Annotated in this window: 7 protein-coding genes and 1 pseudogene; all 8 read left to right on the top strand. The window is 41.8% G+C overall.

What is annotated here, in order from left to right:
* Positions 1–433: 433 nt before the first annotated feature.
* Positions 434–1,207 (top strand): annotated as a pseudogene (locus tag V7K49_RS01545) (calcium-binding protein); the annotation flags it as partial.
* An 871-nt stretch (positions 1,208–2,078) separates the two neighbouring features.
* The gene (locus V7K49_RS01540; RefSeq protein ID WP_335204252.1) at positions 2,079–4,169 is read left to right on the top strand and encodes a non-ribosomal peptide synthetase; all 2,091 of its coding nucleotides are present in this window, start codon (positions 2,079–2,081) and stop codon (positions 4,167–4,169) included.
* A gap of 3 nt (positions 4,170–4,172) precedes the next feature.
* Positions 4,173–9,110, top strand: a complete 4,938-nt coding sequence (locus tag V7K49_RS01535; RefSeq protein WP_335204251.1) for an aminotransferase class III-fold pyridoxal phosphate-dependent enzyme — start codon at positions 4,173–4,175, stop codon at positions 9,108–9,110.
* An 89-nt stretch (positions 9,111–9,199) separates the two neighbouring features.
* The gene (locus V7K49_RS01530; protein WP_335204250.1) at positions 9,200–10,138 is read left to right on the top strand and encodes a cupin-like domain-containing protein; all 939 of its coding nucleotides are present in this window, start codon (positions 9,200–9,202) and stop codon (positions 10,136–10,138) included.
* A gap of 59 nt (positions 10,139–10,197) precedes the next feature.
* Positions 10,198–11,367 carry a cupin-like domain-containing protein gene (locus tag V7K49_RS01525; RefSeq protein WP_335204248.1) on the top strand — a complete coding sequence of 390 codons (1,170 nt, stop codon included), beginning with the start codon at positions 10,198–10,200 and terminating at the stop codon, positions 11,365–11,367.
* 496 nt (positions 11,368–11,863) lie between these two features.
* Positions 11,864–13,000 carry an acyltransferase family protein gene (locus V7K49_RS01520; RefSeq protein WP_335204247.1) on the top strand — a complete coding sequence of 379 codons (1,137 nt, stop codon included), beginning with the start codon at positions 11,864–11,866 and terminating at the stop codon, positions 12,998–13,000.
* A 75-nt stretch (positions 13,001–13,075) separates the two neighbouring features.
* Entirely contained in the window at positions 13,076–16,342 is a 3,267-nt protein-coding gene (locus V7K49_RS01515) for a non-ribosomal peptide synthetase (protein ID WP_335204246.1), read from the top strand.
* A complete protein-coding gene (locus V7K49_RS01510) occupies positions 16,339–20,634 on the top strand; it encodes a non-ribosomal peptide synthetase (RefSeq protein ID WP_335204245.1) in 4,296 nt (1,431 codons plus the stop codon). Before V7K49_RS01515 ends, V7K49_RS01510 begins: the two co-directional genes overlap by 4 nt.
* Positions 20,635–20,884: the final 250 nt, after the last annotated feature.

The raw sequence follows: 20,884 nt of genomic DNA, 5'->3' as shown, positions 1-20,884 counted from the left end.
CTTGCTAATATTCTGGGATTAAAAATTCCTAGTAATGGCGATTTGAAAGGTCGTGCCATAACAGAAGCACTGGTGGGAGGCCCGGATGCAGTTCCGCTTTGGTCGAGGTGACACCTTCAATAACATGGAGGCTATTGGCCCTGACTTTAAACAAGGCTATGTAGACTATGCACCCGTCAGTAATGCTGATGTAACGCCTACACTTGCTAATATTCTGGGATTAAAAATTCCTAGTAATGGCGATTTGAAAGGTCGTGCCATAACAGAAGCACTGGTGGGAGGCCCGGATGCAGTTCCCTCCACAAAAGAAGTCTTAACTTCGGAAAAAACTACTAATGGTCAAGCAACTATTCTGGATTCTCAAAGTGTAGGTAATACTCAGTACTTTACAGCAGCAGGGTTTGCTGGTCGCACTGTTGGACTAACAACACTAGATATTCAATTTGGTTCTACCACTAGTGAGGATGTTACCCTCAAGCCAAATCAAACTTTATTCACAGGTGACGGAGCAGACTTTGTAGAAGGTAATAAGGGTAACACAATCCAGACTGGAAGGGGTGAAGATACGGTGCTGGTTGGCAGTGACTCTTCAGTGTCCACAGGGGATGGTGATGATAATATCTTTGTTGGTCAAAATGGTGCTGTTAGCAACACGAGTGTCGATGGTGGCAATGGTGATGACCAAGTTACCGTAGTTGAAGCCAGTGGTAGTAATAATTTGTTCGGAGGCGCAGGTGCTGATACTCTCACAGTAGTTGAAGGTTCTCGTCAATCATTATTCGGTGGCTCAGGCAATGATACCCTCAAAAGTCAAGGTAGCAATAACCGTCTCTACGGTGGTGATGGTGATGACAAACTCTTCTCCGGTGTCAATGACTCCCTGTTTGGTGGTGATGGTGATGATGTGCTATTTGCTGGTCAAGGGGGTGGCGATCGCCTCAGTGGTGGTACTGGTGCTGACCAGTTTTGGATTGCTAACGCCAGTTTGCCAACTAGCAAGAACATTATTACTGACTTTACAGTCGGGATTGATAAAATCGGGCTTGGCGGTGTTGACGTCACTCAGTTTAGTGCTTTAACCTTATTGCAACAGGGTAGTACGACTCTAGTGAAAACCGGAAATACAGAGTTGGTTTCATTGCTGGGAATTACCTCAACTAGCCTGACTGCAAATGACTTCGTTTTCTCTGCTAGCATCGTACCTTAGTCTATTCGCCTAGTGCAGCGTAGCAGCTTAACTATCTAGTTGAAACAACGGTTTTCAATTGCGTGGACTACAGCAAATAGTTCGTGATTGTAGGGTGGACATTGCAATGCCCACCCTACAATCATTTCGCTGGTCATACAGTCCAACCTACCTCCGAAGAGATGCGATTACTTACTTATCGACCAATACGCTTGGATTAGCGCTAAAAAACTTCACTACTTACACAAAAATTCTCTAAAACTCTTAATACTCCCATTGCAAACCATCTCTAAAGTTTTAATTTTCAATGAAGATGTATTGAAAATAACTATGATTTTGAGGAAATAGGTCAGAATGAGAGAACTAAATCTTGGAGTCAGTACCCTTTCATGCAAACATTGTAAGATTGCAGCATAATTTGTTGTGAAATTAGTCTTTAAATATAATTTTAAAGCTAACAACGTCACTATAAACACTAAGTAAAGATACTAAGGATTAAACATACAAAAGCTTTAACATCCTTGCCTGGTGTTGCAGCTATATTAATTGTCATACATCATTATGTTGGTTACCTCATATTTAATTTAGGAAAATAACAATATCATCTTAAATACACTAAATTTTTCGTTACTCATTTATCCGGAACAAGCTCATACCCTATTTTACATGGTTCACTGGTTTATCCCAAAATCTATATCGTTAATATACAAAAGTATCTTTCATGTTAATTTTGGAACAAACTTTAATATTTATCAAGAATTACTCATTCTTCTTTTGGAGATTTTAGAATTTTAATTATATCCCTAACCCAAAAATTTATTGAGTTAAAAATGTAGGACTAATTAAAAAACACACGTTTTGCAAAAAGATATATTTTTTGCGTAAACTAACTATGAAATCAATAACTAATTCATTAGCTCAAAATGAAAATGAATTGTTGGGAAATGAGTATCAAGCCTCATTGCCAGGAAATAACTTAGAACGAGATAATTTAATATTACCTATCTTGAAATACTTTGACAAAGACCTGCTAATCGAGTCGAATCACGCTCAAACTGATTATCCTCAGCAAGCGTGTATTCATCAATTGTTTGAAGCACAAGTAGAGAAAACACCTAATGCTGTAGCACTAATCTTTAATAATCAGCATCTCACCTATAGAGATTTGAATAGTCGTGCTAATCAACTAGCACACTATCTCCAAACAGTAGGGGTAGGAACAGAAACTCTTGTAGGAATCTGCATAGAGCGCTCTTTAGAAATGGTTGTAGCACTTTTAGCTATCCTCAAAGCAGGTGGGGCTTATGTGCCGTTAGAACCAGGGTATCCCCAAGAACGTTTAGCTTTCATGCTGTCAGATACTCAGGTATCAGTACTATTAACTCAAAAAGAACTAGTTGCCAAATTACCTACTCATACAGCATTTGTAATTTGCCTAGATGCAGATTGGAATGCGTTGGCAAAGCCCACCCTACCCCTATGGGAAAGCAAGCTACGCGTAGCGGACGCACCAGAAGGTATCGCCCAAAATAAAAATGAGAACCTAAGCACTAGCATTACTGCTGACAACTTGGCTTATGTCATGTATACCTCAGGTTCTACAGGTACACCCAAAGGTGTTAGCATTATCCATCGTGGTGTAGTTAGGTTAGTTAAAGAAACTAATTATGTTCAACTAACGGCTGAAGAAATAATTCTCCAACTTGCTCCTATTTCCTTCGACGCTTCAACTTTTGAAATTTGGGGTTGCTTACTTAACGGTGGGCGACTAGTAATTTGCCCTCCTAATATACCATCTTTAGAAGAATTAGGGCAGATTATTCAACAATATCAAGTTACTACTCTTTGGCTGACAGCCGGCTTATTCCATCTCATAGTAGATGAAAAAATTGATGCTTTAAAATCCTTGCATCAACTTTTAGCGGGTGGTGATGTTTTATCTGTTCCCCATGTACAGAAGTTTCTCCAAACAGTAGAGAATTGTCAGCTAATTAATGGTTATGGGCCAACTGAGAATACAACTTTTACCTGCTGCCATACTATAACAGCACCACTGGATCCAGGTGTCTCTATTCCTATTGGTCGTCCAATTGCTAATACCCAAGTTTATATATTAGATCACAACCTCCAACCAGTATCAATTGGAGAAACTGGCGAATTGTACATTGGTGGTGATGGATTAGCCAGAGGCTATTTGAACCGTCCCGACTTGACTGCCGAAAAATTTATTTCTCACTTTTTTGATAGGAATTTAGCAACGCGCCTTTACAATACTGGAGATTTAGCTCGTTATCTTCCAGATGGCAAAATAGAGTTCTTAGGTCGAATTGACAATCAAGTAAAAATTCGCGGTTTCCGAATTGAACTAGGGGAAATTGAGCGGGAGATTGCACAACATCCTGACGTTCGGGAAATTATCGTTTTAGCCCGTCAGGATAAAACAGGTGAAAAGCAGTTGACAGCTTATATTGTTGCTCACTACAACAGTAGTTATACACATAATAAATTACGTAGTTTTTTACAACAGCGACTACCTAATTACATGGTGCCATCAGCGTTTGTGATCTTAGAATCATTGCCTTTAACTGCAAATGGCAAAGTAGATAGACATAAATTGCCAGCACCCAGTAGAGAACGTCCGCAACTGGAACAAGCCTACATTGCTCCCCAAACCGATTTAGAGCATTTGCTTGCAGGTATTTTGTCTGAACTGCTCAAAATCGATCGCGTTGGAATTGATGATAATTTCTTTGATTTAGGAGGAACTTCAATCTCAATTCTGCAAGTTACTGTACGCGTGCAACAGGAGCTTGGTATTGAGCTACCTACTGTGAAGCTATTTCAGTATTCAACGATTGGCTCTTTAGCAAACTATTTGCATTCAAACCAGAACAGCCAACCGTCTCATGACAAGCTGCAAAATCGTGCCCAACGCCAACAAGCAGCTCGGACTCGTCGCCGTAATCATCAACAAGGTGTTTAAGCAATGGTAAATATGCAAGCATCCGACAACCAAGATCCTATTGATGGTGTTGCCATTATTGGCATGGTAGGAAGATTTCCTGGCGCCAAGAATGTCGATGAGTTGTGGCACAATCTGTGTCAGGGATTAGAGTCAACGACTTTTTTTAAGGATGAGGAGCTAGATCCTAGTATTGACCCGAACCTTTGCAAAGATCCTAGTTACGTGAAAGCTAGAGGAATCATTCTTGGGGGAGAAACCTTTGATGCTGCCTTCTTTGGCATCAATCCACTGGAAGCTGTGGTTATGGACCCACAGGCTAGAGTTTTCCTAGAGTTGGTTCATGAAGCTCTAGAAAATGCTGGTTATGAATCAGAGTCTTTTGATGGTTTGATTGGTTTGTACGCTGGTTGTGGTCAAAATACTTATTTTGCTAACCATATTTCTGGTCGTATGGAAATTGTTGATCGCATTGGCGAGTTCCAGACGATGTTAGCAAATGAAAAAGACTTTTTGACCACTCGTGCTGCTTACAAGCTCAACCTCAAGGGCCCCGCTGTCAGCGTTAATACGGCTTGCTCTACTTCTTTAGTAGCAATTATTCAGGCTTGTCAAGCCTTAAACAGCTATCAGTGCGATATGGCTTTAGCTGGTGGTGTATCTATGACTACACCCCAAAACAGCGGTTATGTAGCTCAAGAAGGCAGTATGCTGTCTGAGGATGGACATTGTCGTCCCTTTGATGCCAGCGCTCAGGGCACAATGTTCAACAATGGCGCAGGATTGGTTGTCCTCAAGCGTTTAGAAGATGCCCTTAATGAAGGCGATCGCATCTATGCCGTAATTCGGGGTTCTGGTATCAATAATGACGGCGCTCATAAGGTGAGCTTTACGGCTCCCAGTGTAGACGGACAAGCAGAGGCGATTGCAATGGCGCAAGCTGATGCCAACTTTCACCCGGAAACCATCTCTTATATTGAAGCTCACGGTACAGCTACACCTTTAGGCGACCCTATTGAAATTGAAGCGCTGACGCAAGCATTTCGTCTGCATACAAACGCGAAACAATTTTGTGCGATTGGCTCTGTTAAAGGCAATGTCGGACATTTAGTTGCTGCGGCTGGGGTAGCAGGGTTAATTAAAACCGCTCTTGCCCTGCATTATAAAAAGATTCCACCTAGCTTAAATTTTGAGGCTCCAAACCCCAAGATTGACTTTGCCAACAGCCCTTTCTATGTCAATACCAAGCTAGCTGAATGGTCAGAGGGTGAAACTTTGCGACGAGCCGGTGTGAGTTCTTTTGGTGTCGGCGGGACTAATGCTCATATTGTGCTAGAAGAAGCGCCACAAATCCAAAATTCGGGATCTTCTCGCCCACAGCAGCTATTGTTGCTTTCGGCAAAAACTAGTAAAGCTTTGGAGGTTGCAACAGCAAATTTGCAGCAACATTTACAACACAATGCTGAAATTAACTTAGCCGATGTAGCTTATACCCTACAGCGAGGGCGCAAAGCCTTAAACTATCGACGCAGTGTAGTTTGTCACGATATAACAGATGCGATCGCAGCCCTACAATCTTTAGATCCAAATCAAGTAAATACCCGTCATCCAGAAATCCGCAATCCAGCCGTTGTCTTCATGTTCCCCGGACAAGGATCGCAATATGTGAACATGGGACTGAATCTCTACAACCGCGAACCTGTGTTTCAGGAGATAGTAGATGAATGTGCCCAAATCCTTAAACCCTTGTTGGGCAGGGATTTACGAGAAATCATCTATCCTGCACCGAGCGATTGCGAAACTGCGGCTATCTTCCTGCGGCAAACCTGTTTTACCCAACCAGCATTATTCATCATTGAATACGCTTTAGCGCAACTGTGGCAAAGTTGGGGAGTCAAGCCCCAAGCCATGATTGGTCACAGTATTGGCGAATTTGTCGCCGCCTGTATTGCGGGTGTATTTACCTTAGAAGATGCGCTGATGTTGGTTGCAAATCGCGGTCGTTTAATGTGGGAGTTACCAGAAGGGGCTATGCTCTCAGTGCGCCTACCAGCCAAAGAAGTAGAGCCACGATTGAGCACAGAACTAGCGATCGCAGCAATTAACGGCCCTTCCCTGTGTGTCGTTTCTGGGCCAACAGAGGCGATCGCGGCTCTGCAAAAACAACTTGAAAGCGAAGAAGTTGTCTGTCGCCATTTACACACTTCCCACGCTTTTCACTCTCCAATGATGGATAGCATCATTGCCCCCTTTGCTGAGGTAGTTGGGAAGGTTAAATTATCACCTCCCCAAATTCCCTTTGTTTCCACAGTCACCGCCGACTGGATTACAGCCCAGCAAGCAACTGATCCGATGTATTGGGCTACACATCTACGCCAGACTGTGCGATTTGCGGAGGGCGTACAAACCCTATGGCAGCAGCCAGAACGCATACTGTTAGAGGTGGGGCCGCGAATCACAACTACGACTCTAGCCCGCCAACAAGCAAAAAATATTAAACAACAGATAGCGATGCCTACGGCGGGCAAAGCCTACGCTTCTCTGGGTGATAACGCCCAGAACGAAGCCGAATGGACGGCATTACTTAAGGCAGTAGGACAACTGTGGTTAGCAGGAGTATCTATTGACTGGAGCAACTTCTATCAAAGGGAAACACGACAACGAATTTCTCTGCCTACCTATCCCTTTGAACGCCAACACTTCTGGATTGATCCTCCACCTCATCCCAATTGTGCATCAACTCCTAAACTTCCAAATCGCCTATTAGAAAAGACCCAAACTATGAAAACATACCCTCAGCAAAAGCTCATTCCTCTGCTAAAAGAAATTATCGAAGAAACCTCAGGATTGGAAATCGCTAGTGTTGACGACTCGACAACATTTTTAGAAATGGGATTAGATTCTTTATCCCTGACTCAAGTGGCGCTAGCGTTAAAGAAAAAATTTAAAGTCAAGGTAACACTTAGGCAGTTATTAGAAATTTATCCCAATTTAGGAACACTGGCTGACTTTATCAATCCAGCCTTGTCTGCCGAAACTCTATCCGCATTAGGATTAATAGAAACCGTTGCAGAACCCACTCCAGAAGTACAATTACCAGCACCTGCAAACACATCACCCACTTTGATAGTCCATGAAGTTCATCCAAATGGATCTGCACCTCAGATTTCTGCCCAACCTGCTGCATCCAGTTTCCTCGAAAATGTGATTAATCAGCAGCTGCAAATTATGACTCAGCAATTAGCGCTATTGGCTAACAACAGTCAACCTGTAACAATCCCAGTTGTATCCGGGGCGACACCTCAAAATAATGGTGTCAAGCTACAAAACGCTGTATCTATCCCAGCTACTCAAACGAGCAAAGAATCACTTCCATCGGTAGACACTGAGACGAATGGTGCTAAAAAGGCATTTGGTGCGGCAGCTCGAATTGAAAAGACCCAGACTAAAACTCTGACAGCGCACCAACGAACTCATCTAGACAAAATTATCCAAAGATATACACAACGGACTAAAAAATCCAAAGAATATACTCAATCCCATCGCCCTTATCTGGCAGACCCAAGAACTGTTTCTGGGTTTAACCCGACTATGAAAGAGATGGTTTACCCCATCGTAGCGTCTCGTTCATCGGGTTCTAAACTTTGGGACGTTGATGGTAATGAATATGTTGATTTAAGCAATGGCTTTGGCTTGAATTTGTTTGGTTGGTCGCCACCTTTCATTACCGAAGCAATTGAAGCACAACTGAAACTCGGTATGGAAATTGGCCCCCAGACTCCCTTAGTTGGAGAAGTGGCGCGGCTGATGTGTGAGTTGACCAACTTTGACCGAGCAGCCTTTTGTAACACAGGTTCGGAAGCGGTTCTGGGAGCGATGCGGATGGCACGCACAATCACAGGGCGTAACTTAATCGCCATCTTTTCTGGAGCTTATCACGGCATTTTGGATGAAGTAATTGTTCGGGGGACAAAGAAACTCCGGTCAATTCCTGCTGCTCCCGGTATCCCACCAGAAATGGTAGAGAACATCTTGGTACTAGACTATGATTCGCCTGAGTCTCTAGAAATCCTCAAAAATCGGGCTGATGAGTTAGCAGCAGTAATGGTTGAATCTGTGCAAAGCCGTCGCCCTGAATACCAGCCCAAGGAATTCCTCCAGCAACTGCGTGATTTCACTGAGCAAGCTGGTATTGCCCTGATTTTTGATGAAATTGTTACCGGATTTAGAATTCATCCAGGTGGCGCTCAGGCGCATTTTGGTATCAAAGCTGATATAGCAACCTACGGCAAGATTGTGGGCGGTGGACTACCAATTGGAGTCATTGCTGGCAAATCGCAATATATGGATGCTTTAGATGGTGGGTTTTGGCAGTTTGGGGATGACTCAGTTCCAGAGGTAGGCGTTACTTACTTTGCTGGTACCTTCGTCCGCCATCCTTTAGCACTAGCAGCAGCCAAAGCAGTGCTTCAGCATTTGCTCCATTGTGGCCCTAGCTTGCAGCAAAATCTTAATGCAAGAACCGATAAGTTTGTAGCGGAACTTATGGGCTATTTCCAGCAAGTTCAGGCTCCGTTTACAGCCTATAATTTCGGCTCCCTGTTCATGGTGAAGTCTGCACCAGAATTTCCCTACGGAGATTTGCTGTTTTACTTGCTGCGGGATAAGGGAGTACATACTTGGGATCATCGTCCTTGCTTCTTGACGACAGCCCATTCCGAAGCCGATCTGGCTTTCGTAATGGCAGCCTTTAAAGAAAGTATTACCGAAATGCAGTCTGCTGGCTTCTTGTCTGCACCGCCCATAGAAGTAACAAATTGCGATCGCCACAATGGAGTAGAACGCAATCGTCCTCCACAAACTGATGCCAGATTAGGACGAGATCCGCAAGGGAACCCCGCTTGGTATATCCCCGATACCGAGCGACCTGGGAAATATTTACAAGTCGCAAGTGTTTCCTGAAATAGGTTTTTGAGCTAAGTAGACAAGTAGAAATAATAGTAATTTGAAGGTATTTTATGAGTTCATATCCGATAATTTTGCAGCCCAGTTTGACGTTTCCTGAACGTATTATTGAGGTAGATACGCCAGGCTTTCAAGAGAAGTTTAACCATTCTCCATTTATGTTCTCCCATAATCTCGTAGGGCATCCTTTATTTGAGATTCCTCGTCTAGTTGATCTGGCAAATAATCTCTTTCCTAAAGGACAAATTTTTTGTTGTAAAAACGGTAATTTTCCTGGAATGAAATGGGAGCAATTACCAAGGAAAAAACAAATTGTAGAAGCAATCTTAAATATTCAAGAATCAAATTCTTTTATAATGTTTAAGAGTGCCCATATTGACCCAGACTATAAAGCTTTACTAGATAAAATCTTGATTGAACTTGAAGACCTTACAACTGTTCCTTTACATCGAGAGATTACCTGGTCAATAGCTACCATTATTGTTTCTTCTCCTCACTCAATCACCCCCTACCATATTGACCATGATTGTAATTTCTTATTTCAAATACATGGTGACAAGGATGTCCATCTGTTCGATCAAAATGATCGCTCTGTCTTGACAGAGGAAGAGATTGAGAATTTCTATTTAGGACATATCTCATCAGCGAATTACCGAGAGGAGAACCAGAACAAGGCAAGTGTGAACCACTTAGTTCCAGGAAAAGGAGTTCACCATCCAGTACTAGCCCCACACTGGGTTAAAAATAGAGATAATTACTCTGTTTCGCTGAGTATTAACTTTTGTTTGAAGACGTGCGATTTACACGCCAGAATTTATCAGGTTAATTACTATCTCCGAAAACTAGGTATGCTGCCAACTCCTCCAGGCCAGTCTGCATTACGAGATAGAACCAAAATTCTTGCTGTCGAAATGTTCTCTAAACGAAAGCCAGAAAATCATGATGAAGTGCTTCACTCCGGTATAAAAAGAATTACTGCCCCAGCAAAACTTTTCCAAGAGGCCGTGAGGTCACTAAAACGATAATCATCTGTCGTAATTGTTGAAAACAAAGCATATACCAGATTAAAATTAGGTTTTTCAATATGTCACTAACTAAACCATCTACAAATAACCAGAATTCGATCAAGTCATTAGCCGATAAACATATGAAAATGGTTGATAAGTTTGTATCAGAGCTTCAACAGTTAGATGTAAAGTTATGGATTGAAGGCGATCACTTACGCTATAAAGCTCCTAAAGAAACACTGACTCCTGATTTACTCGCTAAAATGAGAGATCATAAAGAAGAGATTCTAAATTTCTTAAGCCAATCCAATCCTGCTAACGCAAATTCTAATGGAAGCTTAATAGCTCAACCAGAAAAGATGATCGTTGAACAAGTGGCTAACTTATCCTATAAAGAGTTTGTCAGTAGCTATCTAAACCCATTGCATCCTGTTGTCATCACTGATGCAATCCAAGATTGGAAAGCATTGTCAACATGGACTCCTGAATACTTTAAAAAAAACTATGGCTCAAAAGAAGTAACTGTTGATGCTCAACGCTATCAACTGCGAAATTTTATTGATTTAGTTCTTGCTTCAACTGAAGAGAAACCTTGTTCATATCTCAAAGATACTGATATTTCCGGACTATTCCCTGAACTACTTGCAGATATTGAACCTACATTACTTTACTCTCAGTATAATCGGCTCTTGAGTCCGATGCTTTACATGCCAGCAGCCGATCCAGTAAAACAGCGAAATGCTTTCTTGGAGCTTCTAATTGCAGGTCAAGGGACAAAGTTCCCAATCTTACACTTTGATTATTGGCACTTACATGCTTTTATCATGCAGGTGTATGGGGAAAAAGAGTTTACCCTTTACTCGCCCGTTCAAACTGAATATCTCTATCCAGTTGATATGTCATCAAATAGATCCTTGATTCCAGATATCCATCAGTCAGACTTGGAGCAGTTTCCACTGTTTGCAAAGGCAACTCCTCTTAAAGTAATTGTCAAGCCAGGGGAAACTATTTTTGTGCCAAGTGGATGGTGGCATACAACACGGATGCTGACCCCCTCAATTGCAGTCACGATGAATTGCCTAACTAACTCGAACTGGGATAAATTTAGTCAAGATTTGACTCGCGATCTGGTTAATTCGTTAAGTTCTTCCAAAAATCGCCAGAGTAGACTCACTATTCTTGAATCTAATATTTCTTGCTATCTAGATAATCTCGGAAGACTCTTAGCATCCCTAGATCCTAATTGAGTAAGATGGCATTGTGCCGAGATCCTTGTAATTTCTGGCAAGATGGTCTGAAAAGCCTTGTTATGTATAGATTTGATAATTTACTACATCATTGGTAGAAAAGACCCCATCAACAACGAAAAATCAAGCCTTTCCAAGGGAACTTGCAGTTTTTACAGCCATCTCAGTGCAATGCTTACTTGACCCACCAACAGAGATTGGGAAGCAATGCGATTTTATAATATGAGTGCGATTTCTTGGCTATAAATTAAACCCAGCATGATTATGAAGGATTAGTTACCGGGTTGTGAACCCTGAAAATTAATGACAATGTAGGTGCAAAACTTACCATCTAGGTGCAGGATTGAAAGTACTTTTCCATGACTTTCATCAGTGTCATATTTACTTTCCTAAAACACCGATTAATAGGTGATATTTCTATCTTAGAAAACTCCCAAAATCATCCTAAAAATATATATTTCTTGCACTTTTAACATTATTAAACGCAAAAGTATCAATGTATAAACACATCAATTCACTCACTTCTCTGCGCGGTATTGCAGCCTTTATTGTTGTTGTACACCATTTTTCTTACTACGCCTTACCTAAAACTGGCTCAACTTTATCCGCATATAGCGATTTTTTTCGGAATGGATATTTGTGGGTTGATTTTTTCTTTATTTTAAGTGGTTTTATCATGACCCACGTTTATATTGGAAATTTTTTCTTAAGAGTGACTTTATCTAACTATCGCTCATATTTATTCTCGCGTTTTGCCAGAATTTATCCTCTACATATATTTATTTTATCTCTATTTGTTGGATTAGAAATCATCAAAACATTATTAACCAATAATTCTACATTTACTGGTAAATTTAACTTAACTGCCCTTTTTGCGAATATTTTTCTTCTCCAAGCATTCGACCTAAATTGCCCAAATTTATTTTGGTGTAATACTTATTGGAATGAACCAGCTTGGTCAATTAGCGTAGAGTTTGTTATTTACTGTATATTCCCATTTTTATTATTTTTATTATTAAAGAATAGCGAAAAAAATGATTTAATTATTTATATTTATAGTCTCTTTAGTATATTACTATTAATCATCTTTACCCGTGGTAATTTAGATAGTATTATTGGTATACCTTCGATAGCGAGATGCGGTCTAGAGTGCGTACTTGGTATTATAACTTACAAAATCTATCGGAGAGATAATTATAAAAAGTATTTTAATCTTAATTTACTGGCAATTATAGCTATCACTTGGATAATTATAATTATGAATTACTACTGGCATCATTTGCGTAGCCTTCATGATTGGCTAATTTTACCAGCTTTTTCTCTACTGATTTTAGCTGTATCTGTCAACAACAATGGTGTGATATCAAAAATTTTAAATTCTCGGTTAATGCTATATCTCGGTACTATATCTTATTCGATTTATATGGTTCATTGGTTTGTTCAAGAACTGTTAAAAACATTCTGGATTTATAAATTTCACCATGTTTTTGGCAAAAACTTCACAGAATATGAAGCCTTGACATCTTTAGGAGTATTTCTTATGATGATCCTATTGGCTGCATCATTGACATATAAATTTGTAGAAGTTCCTATGCGTAATTATTTAAAATCTACAATCTTCGCTAAACAATGAATTGAACGCCAGTAGTTTGTCAAAAAAAATTTAAATTTAACCAAATTGAATAAACTGAGAAAATAATAGAGTTTTATGAGCTTATTACCTGTAGATTACCAATCCAGATTAACTGCGGTTGATTTTGATCCATTTGCAAATGGAGAATTACTTTTAACCGCCCCTGCTACAGAATCACAAAAAGAAATTTGGGCTTCTGTGAAAATGGGGGATGCTGCCAATTGTGCTTATAACGAGTCCCAATCTCTGCGACTAAGAGGCGAACTTGATGTCAAGGTTTTCCAGTCTGGGGTGGAAGAGTTAGTACAACGTCATGAAGCACTACGGACAACTTTTAGCACAAATGGCAATATACTCTGCATTGTTGCTTCTCGGCAAATTGAAATCCCTATTATTGATCTTTCTAGCCTGGAACTACAGGAGCAACAGGAAAAATTAGCTAGTATCTTGCGACAAGAGGTAGAGCAACCTTTTGATTTGGAACATGGCCCTTTATTTCGGGCAAAAATTGTCAAATTGCAGCTGCAAGAACATCTAGCTATTTTGACAGCCCATCATATTATTTGTGATGGTTGGTCTTGGGCAGTGCTGATGCCAGATTTGGGTAAACTCTATTCTGGCTTGCAACAGGGTATTGTTCCTGAATTAGAAGAACCAGACCACTTAAGTGAATATGCGACTTTGCAGGAAGAAGAGGCGGATAGTCCAGAAGCGATCGCTACAGAAAAATACTGGTTGAAACAATTCGCTGACTCTGTACCTGTAGTGGATTTCCCTAGCGATCGCCCCCGTCCACCACTCAGAACCTTTAACGCCGCCCGCGAAGATTGGCATTTAAACTCCGAACTAGTTGCCAACCTTAAACAACTAGGGACAAAACTCGGTTGTAGCTTTATGACTACTATCCTGGGAGGATTTGAGGTCTGGCTACACCGGATGACAGGACAAAACGACTTGGTTGTAGGTATTCCAGCCGCCGGACAAGCTGCTTTGGGGCAATATAATCTCGTAGGCCACTGTGTAAACTTACTACCATTACGTAGCCAGATTAATGGCGAAAAATCTTTCAGCGACTACTTGCAAACACGGCGATCGGCTGTGTTAGATGCCTATGACCATCAACAATTTACCTTTGGCAGCCTGGTCAAAAAATTAGTATTACCACGGGATTCTAGCCGCATTCCCTTAGTACCAATTATATTTAATGTCGATCAAGCGCTAGACAGCGATCAACTTCCCTTTATGGACTTGGAGGTAGAATTTTTCTCCAATCCCCGCACATTCGAGAATTTTGAACTGTTTATCAATGCTACAGAATTGCATGGTGAACTGATCCTGGAATGTCAGTACAACACTAATTTATTTGACGCTGACACTATCCGCCGCCGGATGGCAGAGTTTGAAACTTTGTTATTGGGCATAGTTGCTAACCCTAATCAAAGTATTGCTAAATTGCCAATTTTGCCAGCAGTTGAGCAACAGTTATTAGCAACATGGAATAATACTCAAATAGCTTATCCCCAAGATATCTGCATTCACCAGCTGTTTGAAACTCAAGTGGAGAAAACTCCAGACGCGATCGCTGTAGTTTTTGAAGAGGAACTTATTAGCTACCGCGAACTGAATCTGCGAGCCAATCAGCTAGCCCATTATCTCCAAAGCTTAGGAGTCGGTTCAGAAGTTCTGGTTGGTCTGTGTGTCGAGCGCAGCTTGGAAATGGTTGTAGGAGTTTTAGGCATTCTCAAAGCCGGAGGAGCCTATGTCCCGTTAGATTATGCTTATCCTCAAGAACGTTTAGCTTTCATGTTGCAAGATGCTCAGGTGTCAGTGCTACTAACGCAGGAGAAGCTAAAGGCGGGGCTACCTAACCATCAAGCAGAGATTATTTGCCTTGATACCAATTGGCAGTCTATAGATTATGGGTTGGATAACCCAACACATAACATCACTTCCAATAACTTAGCCTACGTCATCTATACATCTGGCTCGACAGGTCAACCGAAAGGCGTTCAAATTCAACATCGGGGTGCTGTTAATCTCCTGAATGCCGTCGCTAAAGAACCCGGTTTAACTGCTGAGGATACTCTCCTCTCTGTTACTAGCCTATCCTTTGATATTGCCGTTTCAGAAATTTTTTTACCACTGTCTGTAGGTGCGAAGTTGGTGTTGGTAAGCCGTGAAGTTGCGGCTGATGGCACCCAACTGCTAAAAGCGCTAACCACCTCCGGGGCAACCTTTATGCAACCGACACCAGTTACTTGGCGGCTATTACTGGCAGCCGGATGGCAAGGTAGTCCTCAACTCAAGATGATTTCCACAGGCGAAGCCTTACCTAGAGAGCTTGCAAATCAATTATTACCTAAGGGAGCTTGTCTGTGGAACCTTTACGGGCCTACAGAAACAACGATTTGGTCAACAGGCTACAAGGTGACAACGGGAAATAAAGCAATGAGCATTGGTTGCCCTCTTGCTAATACGCAGCTCTACATTTTAGACTCCCATTTACAACCCGTTCCCATTGGTATATCAGGTGAGTTGTATATTGGTGGCGAAGGACTAGCAAGGGGATATCTTAATCGTCCCGATCTGACTGCTGAGAAATTTATTTCTAATCCCTTCAGCCCAAACCCTAAATCACGCTTATACAAAACTGGAGACCTGGCTCGTTATTTACCAGATGGACATATTGAATACTTGGGTCGGATCGACTATCAAATAAAATTGCGTGGTTTCCGCATAGAATTGGGTGAAATTGAAACTGCACTCCTGCAACATCCAGAAGTAAAAGAAGGCGTTGTAATTGTTCGAGAAGACACTTCTAATGAGAATCATTTAGTAGGTTATATTGTTGCGGAAACTGGTCAAGATAGCTTGCAAGTGATTTCGCAGTTGCGTCGATTCTTGAAACAACAGCTTCCTGATTTTATGGTGCCAACGATCTTTATGGCACTAGAAGCTATGCCGTTAACCCCCAATGGCAAAGTTGATCGCAAAGCATTGCCAGAGGCAGATGCTTCCCGCCCGGAACTGGAGGCAAATTATGTAGCGCCTCGCACTCCCATTGAGCAGCAGATTGCAGATATCTGGATGCAGGTTCTTAATGTCAAGCGGGTTGGGATTTACGACAACTTTTTTGAATTGGGTGGATATTCTCTAGTAGGAATTCAAGTGGTTTCTCGAGTCCGCCAAGCCTTGCAAGTAGAAATCCTGATGTCCAATTTATTTGAATTACCAACGGTAGCAGATTTGGCTGAACGAGTGGAGACTCTGCGTTGGGCAACCCAAGGTATTCAGGCGGCTGAGAGTGAAACAGCTGATGATTACGAGGAAGGTGAGCTATGAAAACATTAGATGAACTACTATCTGAGCTACGTCAGCGCGATGTCAAACTTTGGCTAGAGGGCGAAAGCCTACGCTATCGGGCGGCAAAAGACAGTCTCACGCCGGAATTGCTGACCGAGTTAAAAACTCAAAAAGCCGAAATCATCAACTTTCTGCGACAAATTACTACAGCCGCCAGTTCACAGATTCCCCCAATTGTCGCTTGTGAACGGAATGGCAACTTGCCGCTTTCCTTTGGTCAGCAACGGTTATGGTTCCTCCATCAGTTTGAACCTGATAGTTCCTCAAATAATATGCCCGTCGTGGTGCGTTTTACGGGGAATCTCAATGTTGCTGTCTTAGAAGAAAGTTTGAAAGAAGTCGTCCGCCGCCATGAAATCCTGCGGACAACTTTTCCAGCAGTGAATGGAAAGTCCACTCAAGTCATCGCCACCGATGTTTCCTTGACGCTGCCAATAATTGACTTGCAGCAAGTACCAGATGAACAACGGGAGGCGGAAGCTCACTTACTGGCAACTAAAGAAGCTCATCAACCCTTTGATCTAGGCAAGGGGCCGATTTTGCGGGTGTTACTGCTGGAGTTAAGCGAGCAAGAGCATCTGCTGATCTGGAATATGCACTGCATAATTTGTGATGGAGCTTCGTCCGATCTGTTCTATCAAGACCTCACTACCATCTATAAAGCATTGTCGGCGGGGAAGGCTTCTCCTTTACCTCCCTTAGCTGTGCAGTATGCTGATTTTACCAATTGGCAATATCAATGGCTCCAAGGAGAGGTTTTAGAGTCACAGGTAAACTACTGGAAACAAAAGCTAGAAGGTAATTTACCTATTATTGAGTTACCTTACGATCATCCCCGTCCTTATGGTGTGCAAACCTATCGAGGCGATCGCGCTGCCCTGCTGCTATCAAAGGCGCTGAATCATGCCCTGACAGAGCTGAGTCAAAAGTGGGGAGTTACCCTGTTCATGACTCTACTGACAGTGTTTGAGCTATTGCTCTACCGTTATTCTGGACAAGAAGACCTACTCATTAGCTTTGCAAGTGCAAGTCGGGGACAAGTAGAAACCGAGGGGTTGATTGGATTTTTTTCTAATACTCTTGTACTGCGGAGTAAGTTTGTAGGGAACCCAACTTTCCGAGAATTGTTAGACCGAGTGCGTAAGGATTGCTTACAAGCTTATACCCATCAAGACCTACCCTTTGAGAGACTAATTGAAGAACTTAGACCAGAACAACAAAGTCGGAACAGTTCGCCTTTATTTCAGGTAAAGTTCTCCCTCAATCCTCCTTGGTCGAATGGTCGTGGTATGGCATCAGTAGAACTACCTGATTTGACTATCACTTCTCTATTTGGCTACATCTATCATGGTAAAACCAAATACGATCTGACATTAGTCTTGCGGGAACAGGATAATGGTCTGGGTATGGTATTTGATTACAATGCCGAGATGTTTGATGCCAGTACCATAGAGCGGATGTTGGGACACTTCAAAACATTACTCGAAGGTATTGTCGCTAATCCCGATCAGCCAATTGCTGAATTACCCTTGTTGACAGCAGGTGAACAACATCAATTGTTAGTTAAGTGGAACGGCAATCAGGCTAATTATCCCCAGAATACTTGTATCCATCAGTGGTTTGAAAATCAAGTCAAGCAAACTCCAAATAATATTGCAGTAAGTTTTGAAAATCAGCAATTAACCTATCAGGAACTCAACCAGCGGGCAAATCAACTAGCCCACTATTTGCAAACTCTAGGGGTAGGATCAGGGGTACTCGTCGGTCTTTATGCAGAGCCTTCCCTAGAGATGATTGTGGGGCTATTGGGTATTTTGAAAGTTGGGGGAACTTACGTATCCATAGCTCCGACATCTGGGCAAGATGGTCTGGCTTTCATTTTAGAAGATGCCCAAATATCCTTAGTGTTAACCCAAAGCTCATTAGTTGAGAAGCTCTCTGAGCATCAGGCACAAGTTATCTGTTTGGATAGTGATTGGGAAGTTATCGCCCTACACCCTACTGAAAATACGGAGTATTATACCACAGAGCAGACTCTCGCCTGTGTGATGTATGTGTCCGGTTACAATGGAAAACCCAACGGTATAGGCATTACCCACAGTAATCTTGTCACCCACAGCTTGGCAATTTGCGAAACTTGGGAGTTGACCCAGAGCGATCGCCTACTACTCATATCTAGGATCACAACTGATACTTTCATTGAATCACTGTTCCCTAGTTGGATTACTGGTGCTACCACAATTCTCCAGTCTCAAGAGCTACAAAACTCGGCGGCGCAGTTTTTCCCATTCATTGCTCAACAAAAGATTAGCGTTGTTAATATACCTACTTGCTTTTGGTATGAGTTAGTTAAAGAGCCATCTGTGTCTTTACAAACCTTGCCAGCCATCTTGCGCTTAGTCATGGTTGGTGGTGAAAAAGTTTCACGTAATGGTTATTTAACTTGGATAGAAAAAGTTGGCAAGCAAGTACGCTGGCTTAATGCCTATGGATCACTAGAAACAACTTTAACCGCCACAGTTTACGATCCGGAAACTGCCACTGAAGCCAGTAACACTCGCTCAGAAATTCCTATAGGAAAAGCGATCGCCAATACCCAAATTTACATTCTCGATCGGCGATCGCAACCCTTGCCAATTGGCGTTACTGGCGAAATCTACATCAGCGGTATCGGTGTTACACAAGGCTACTTTAACCGTCCAGACTTAACATCTGAGAAATTTATCCCTAACCCCTTTAGCAGCGAATCTGGGGCATACCTTTACAGAAGTGGCGACTTAGGACGCTACTTAAGTGACGGCAATATTGAGTTTCTGGGCCGCCTAGACAATCAGGTAAAAATTCGTGGTTTTCGGATTGAGTTGGCTGAAATTGAAACAATTTTGGGTCAATATCCAGGCGTGCAAAAAACTGTGGTGATTACCAAAGAAGATGTTCCTGGAGATAAGCAACTAAATGCTTATCTTGTTCCCAAACAAGGAGAGACTTTAGGGAGTGAGCAACTGCTGAGTTTTCTCCAGCCAAAGCTGCCTGAGCATTTGTTGCCTTCTGCCTTTGTCATAGTAGATTCTCTGCCATTGAATGCTAATGGCCAAGTTGATCGCAAAGCCTTATCTGCGCTTAATCCAACTAATTCTAAAATAGAAAAAACATTTGCCACAGCAGAAAATCCATTACAACTTCAATTAACAGAAATCTGGGAAAATATTTTAGGAATTCATCCGATTGGAATAACAGATAATTTTTTTGATTTGGGTGGACACTCACTGCTGGCAGTCCGTCTGTTTTTTTATATTGAAAAGATAGCGGGTAAAAATCTACCTCTATCTATCCTCTTACAAGCCCCAACTATTGAGCAATTAGCTAATATTGTTGAGCAAGAAAGATGCTCAAAACCTGTGGTTGCAGCGACGCCAACAGCTGATGTAAAGTCTGAAACATCAATTCCTTGGTCATCTTTGGTAGCTATTCAACCCAACGGTTCTAAGCCTCCTTTTTTCTGTGTACATGGTTTGGGTGGAGAAGTTCTACGTTTCCGTGAATTGGCATTGCATTTAGGATCAGATCAACCATTTTATGGATTACAGCCACAAGGGTTAGATGGAAAACAGCTTCCTTATACCCGGATTGAAGACATGGCAGCGCACTACATTCAACAAATCCAGACCATTCAGCCCCATGAGCCTTATTTTATCGGTGGATACTCCTCTGGGGGTATAATTGCTTATGAGATAGCTCGGCAATTGGTTATGCAAGGTAAAAAAGTAGCTTTGCTAGTTTTATTTGATACCTACGGTTCTAGAAAAAGCGAATCTGTGCCATTGCAAAAGCCAGCTTCTCGCCATTGGAAGAGTCTTTTAGCAATTGCATCTAACTATGTTATTAAGCAGGTAGAAAGAAATAAAGAGCGGCTTAAGTATCAGATCAAAGAGATGATCTGGCGGTTTGTCTTTCAGTTTCACCTGACCTTTGGACGCCCCTTAGCTTACTCCTACCGGAAATTTATGGTACAAGAGGCCACCATACAAGCGCTAAGAAAATATGTTCTACAAGTTTACTCAGGTCGAGCAACCATATTCCGAACAGAAGATGGTCTTGTAGTTGCCCAACAGGAGACTGATCCCAAAATGGGTTGGAGTGAATTGGCATTAGGGGGAGTAGATATCTATGATATTTCTGGGATTCATAATTCCATTTTTAAAGAACCCCATATACAATCTGTGTCCGAAAAAATCAAAGCTTGCATAGATCAAACTATTGCAAAAACCTAAATCTTTCTAGACTTATAGGAAATGTAATTCAGCACAAAGATTATAACGTTTTGCTTCTCACTTCTGAATCCTGAATTATGCTGTAGTTAAAGCTTTGCAATCTCATCTCGTTTGCGGGATGGGGTTGTTTTATTCGCGAGTAATATAGTGGTTCTCGTTTGCATCAAGTACTACATTTTTAAACCTCATCCCCAACCCTCTCCGTGAGTTAGGAGAGGGGAGTGTTTGCATGCCTCAAATCCAGGGTGAG

Source organism: Nostoc sp. (assembly GCF_036919675.1).
In the GTDB taxonomy this organism is placed as follows: domain Bacteria; phylum Cyanobacteriota; class Cyanobacteriia; order Cyanobacteriales; family Nostocaceae; genus Nostoc.
This window is presented reverse-complemented; position numbering and strand designations above follow the sequence as displayed.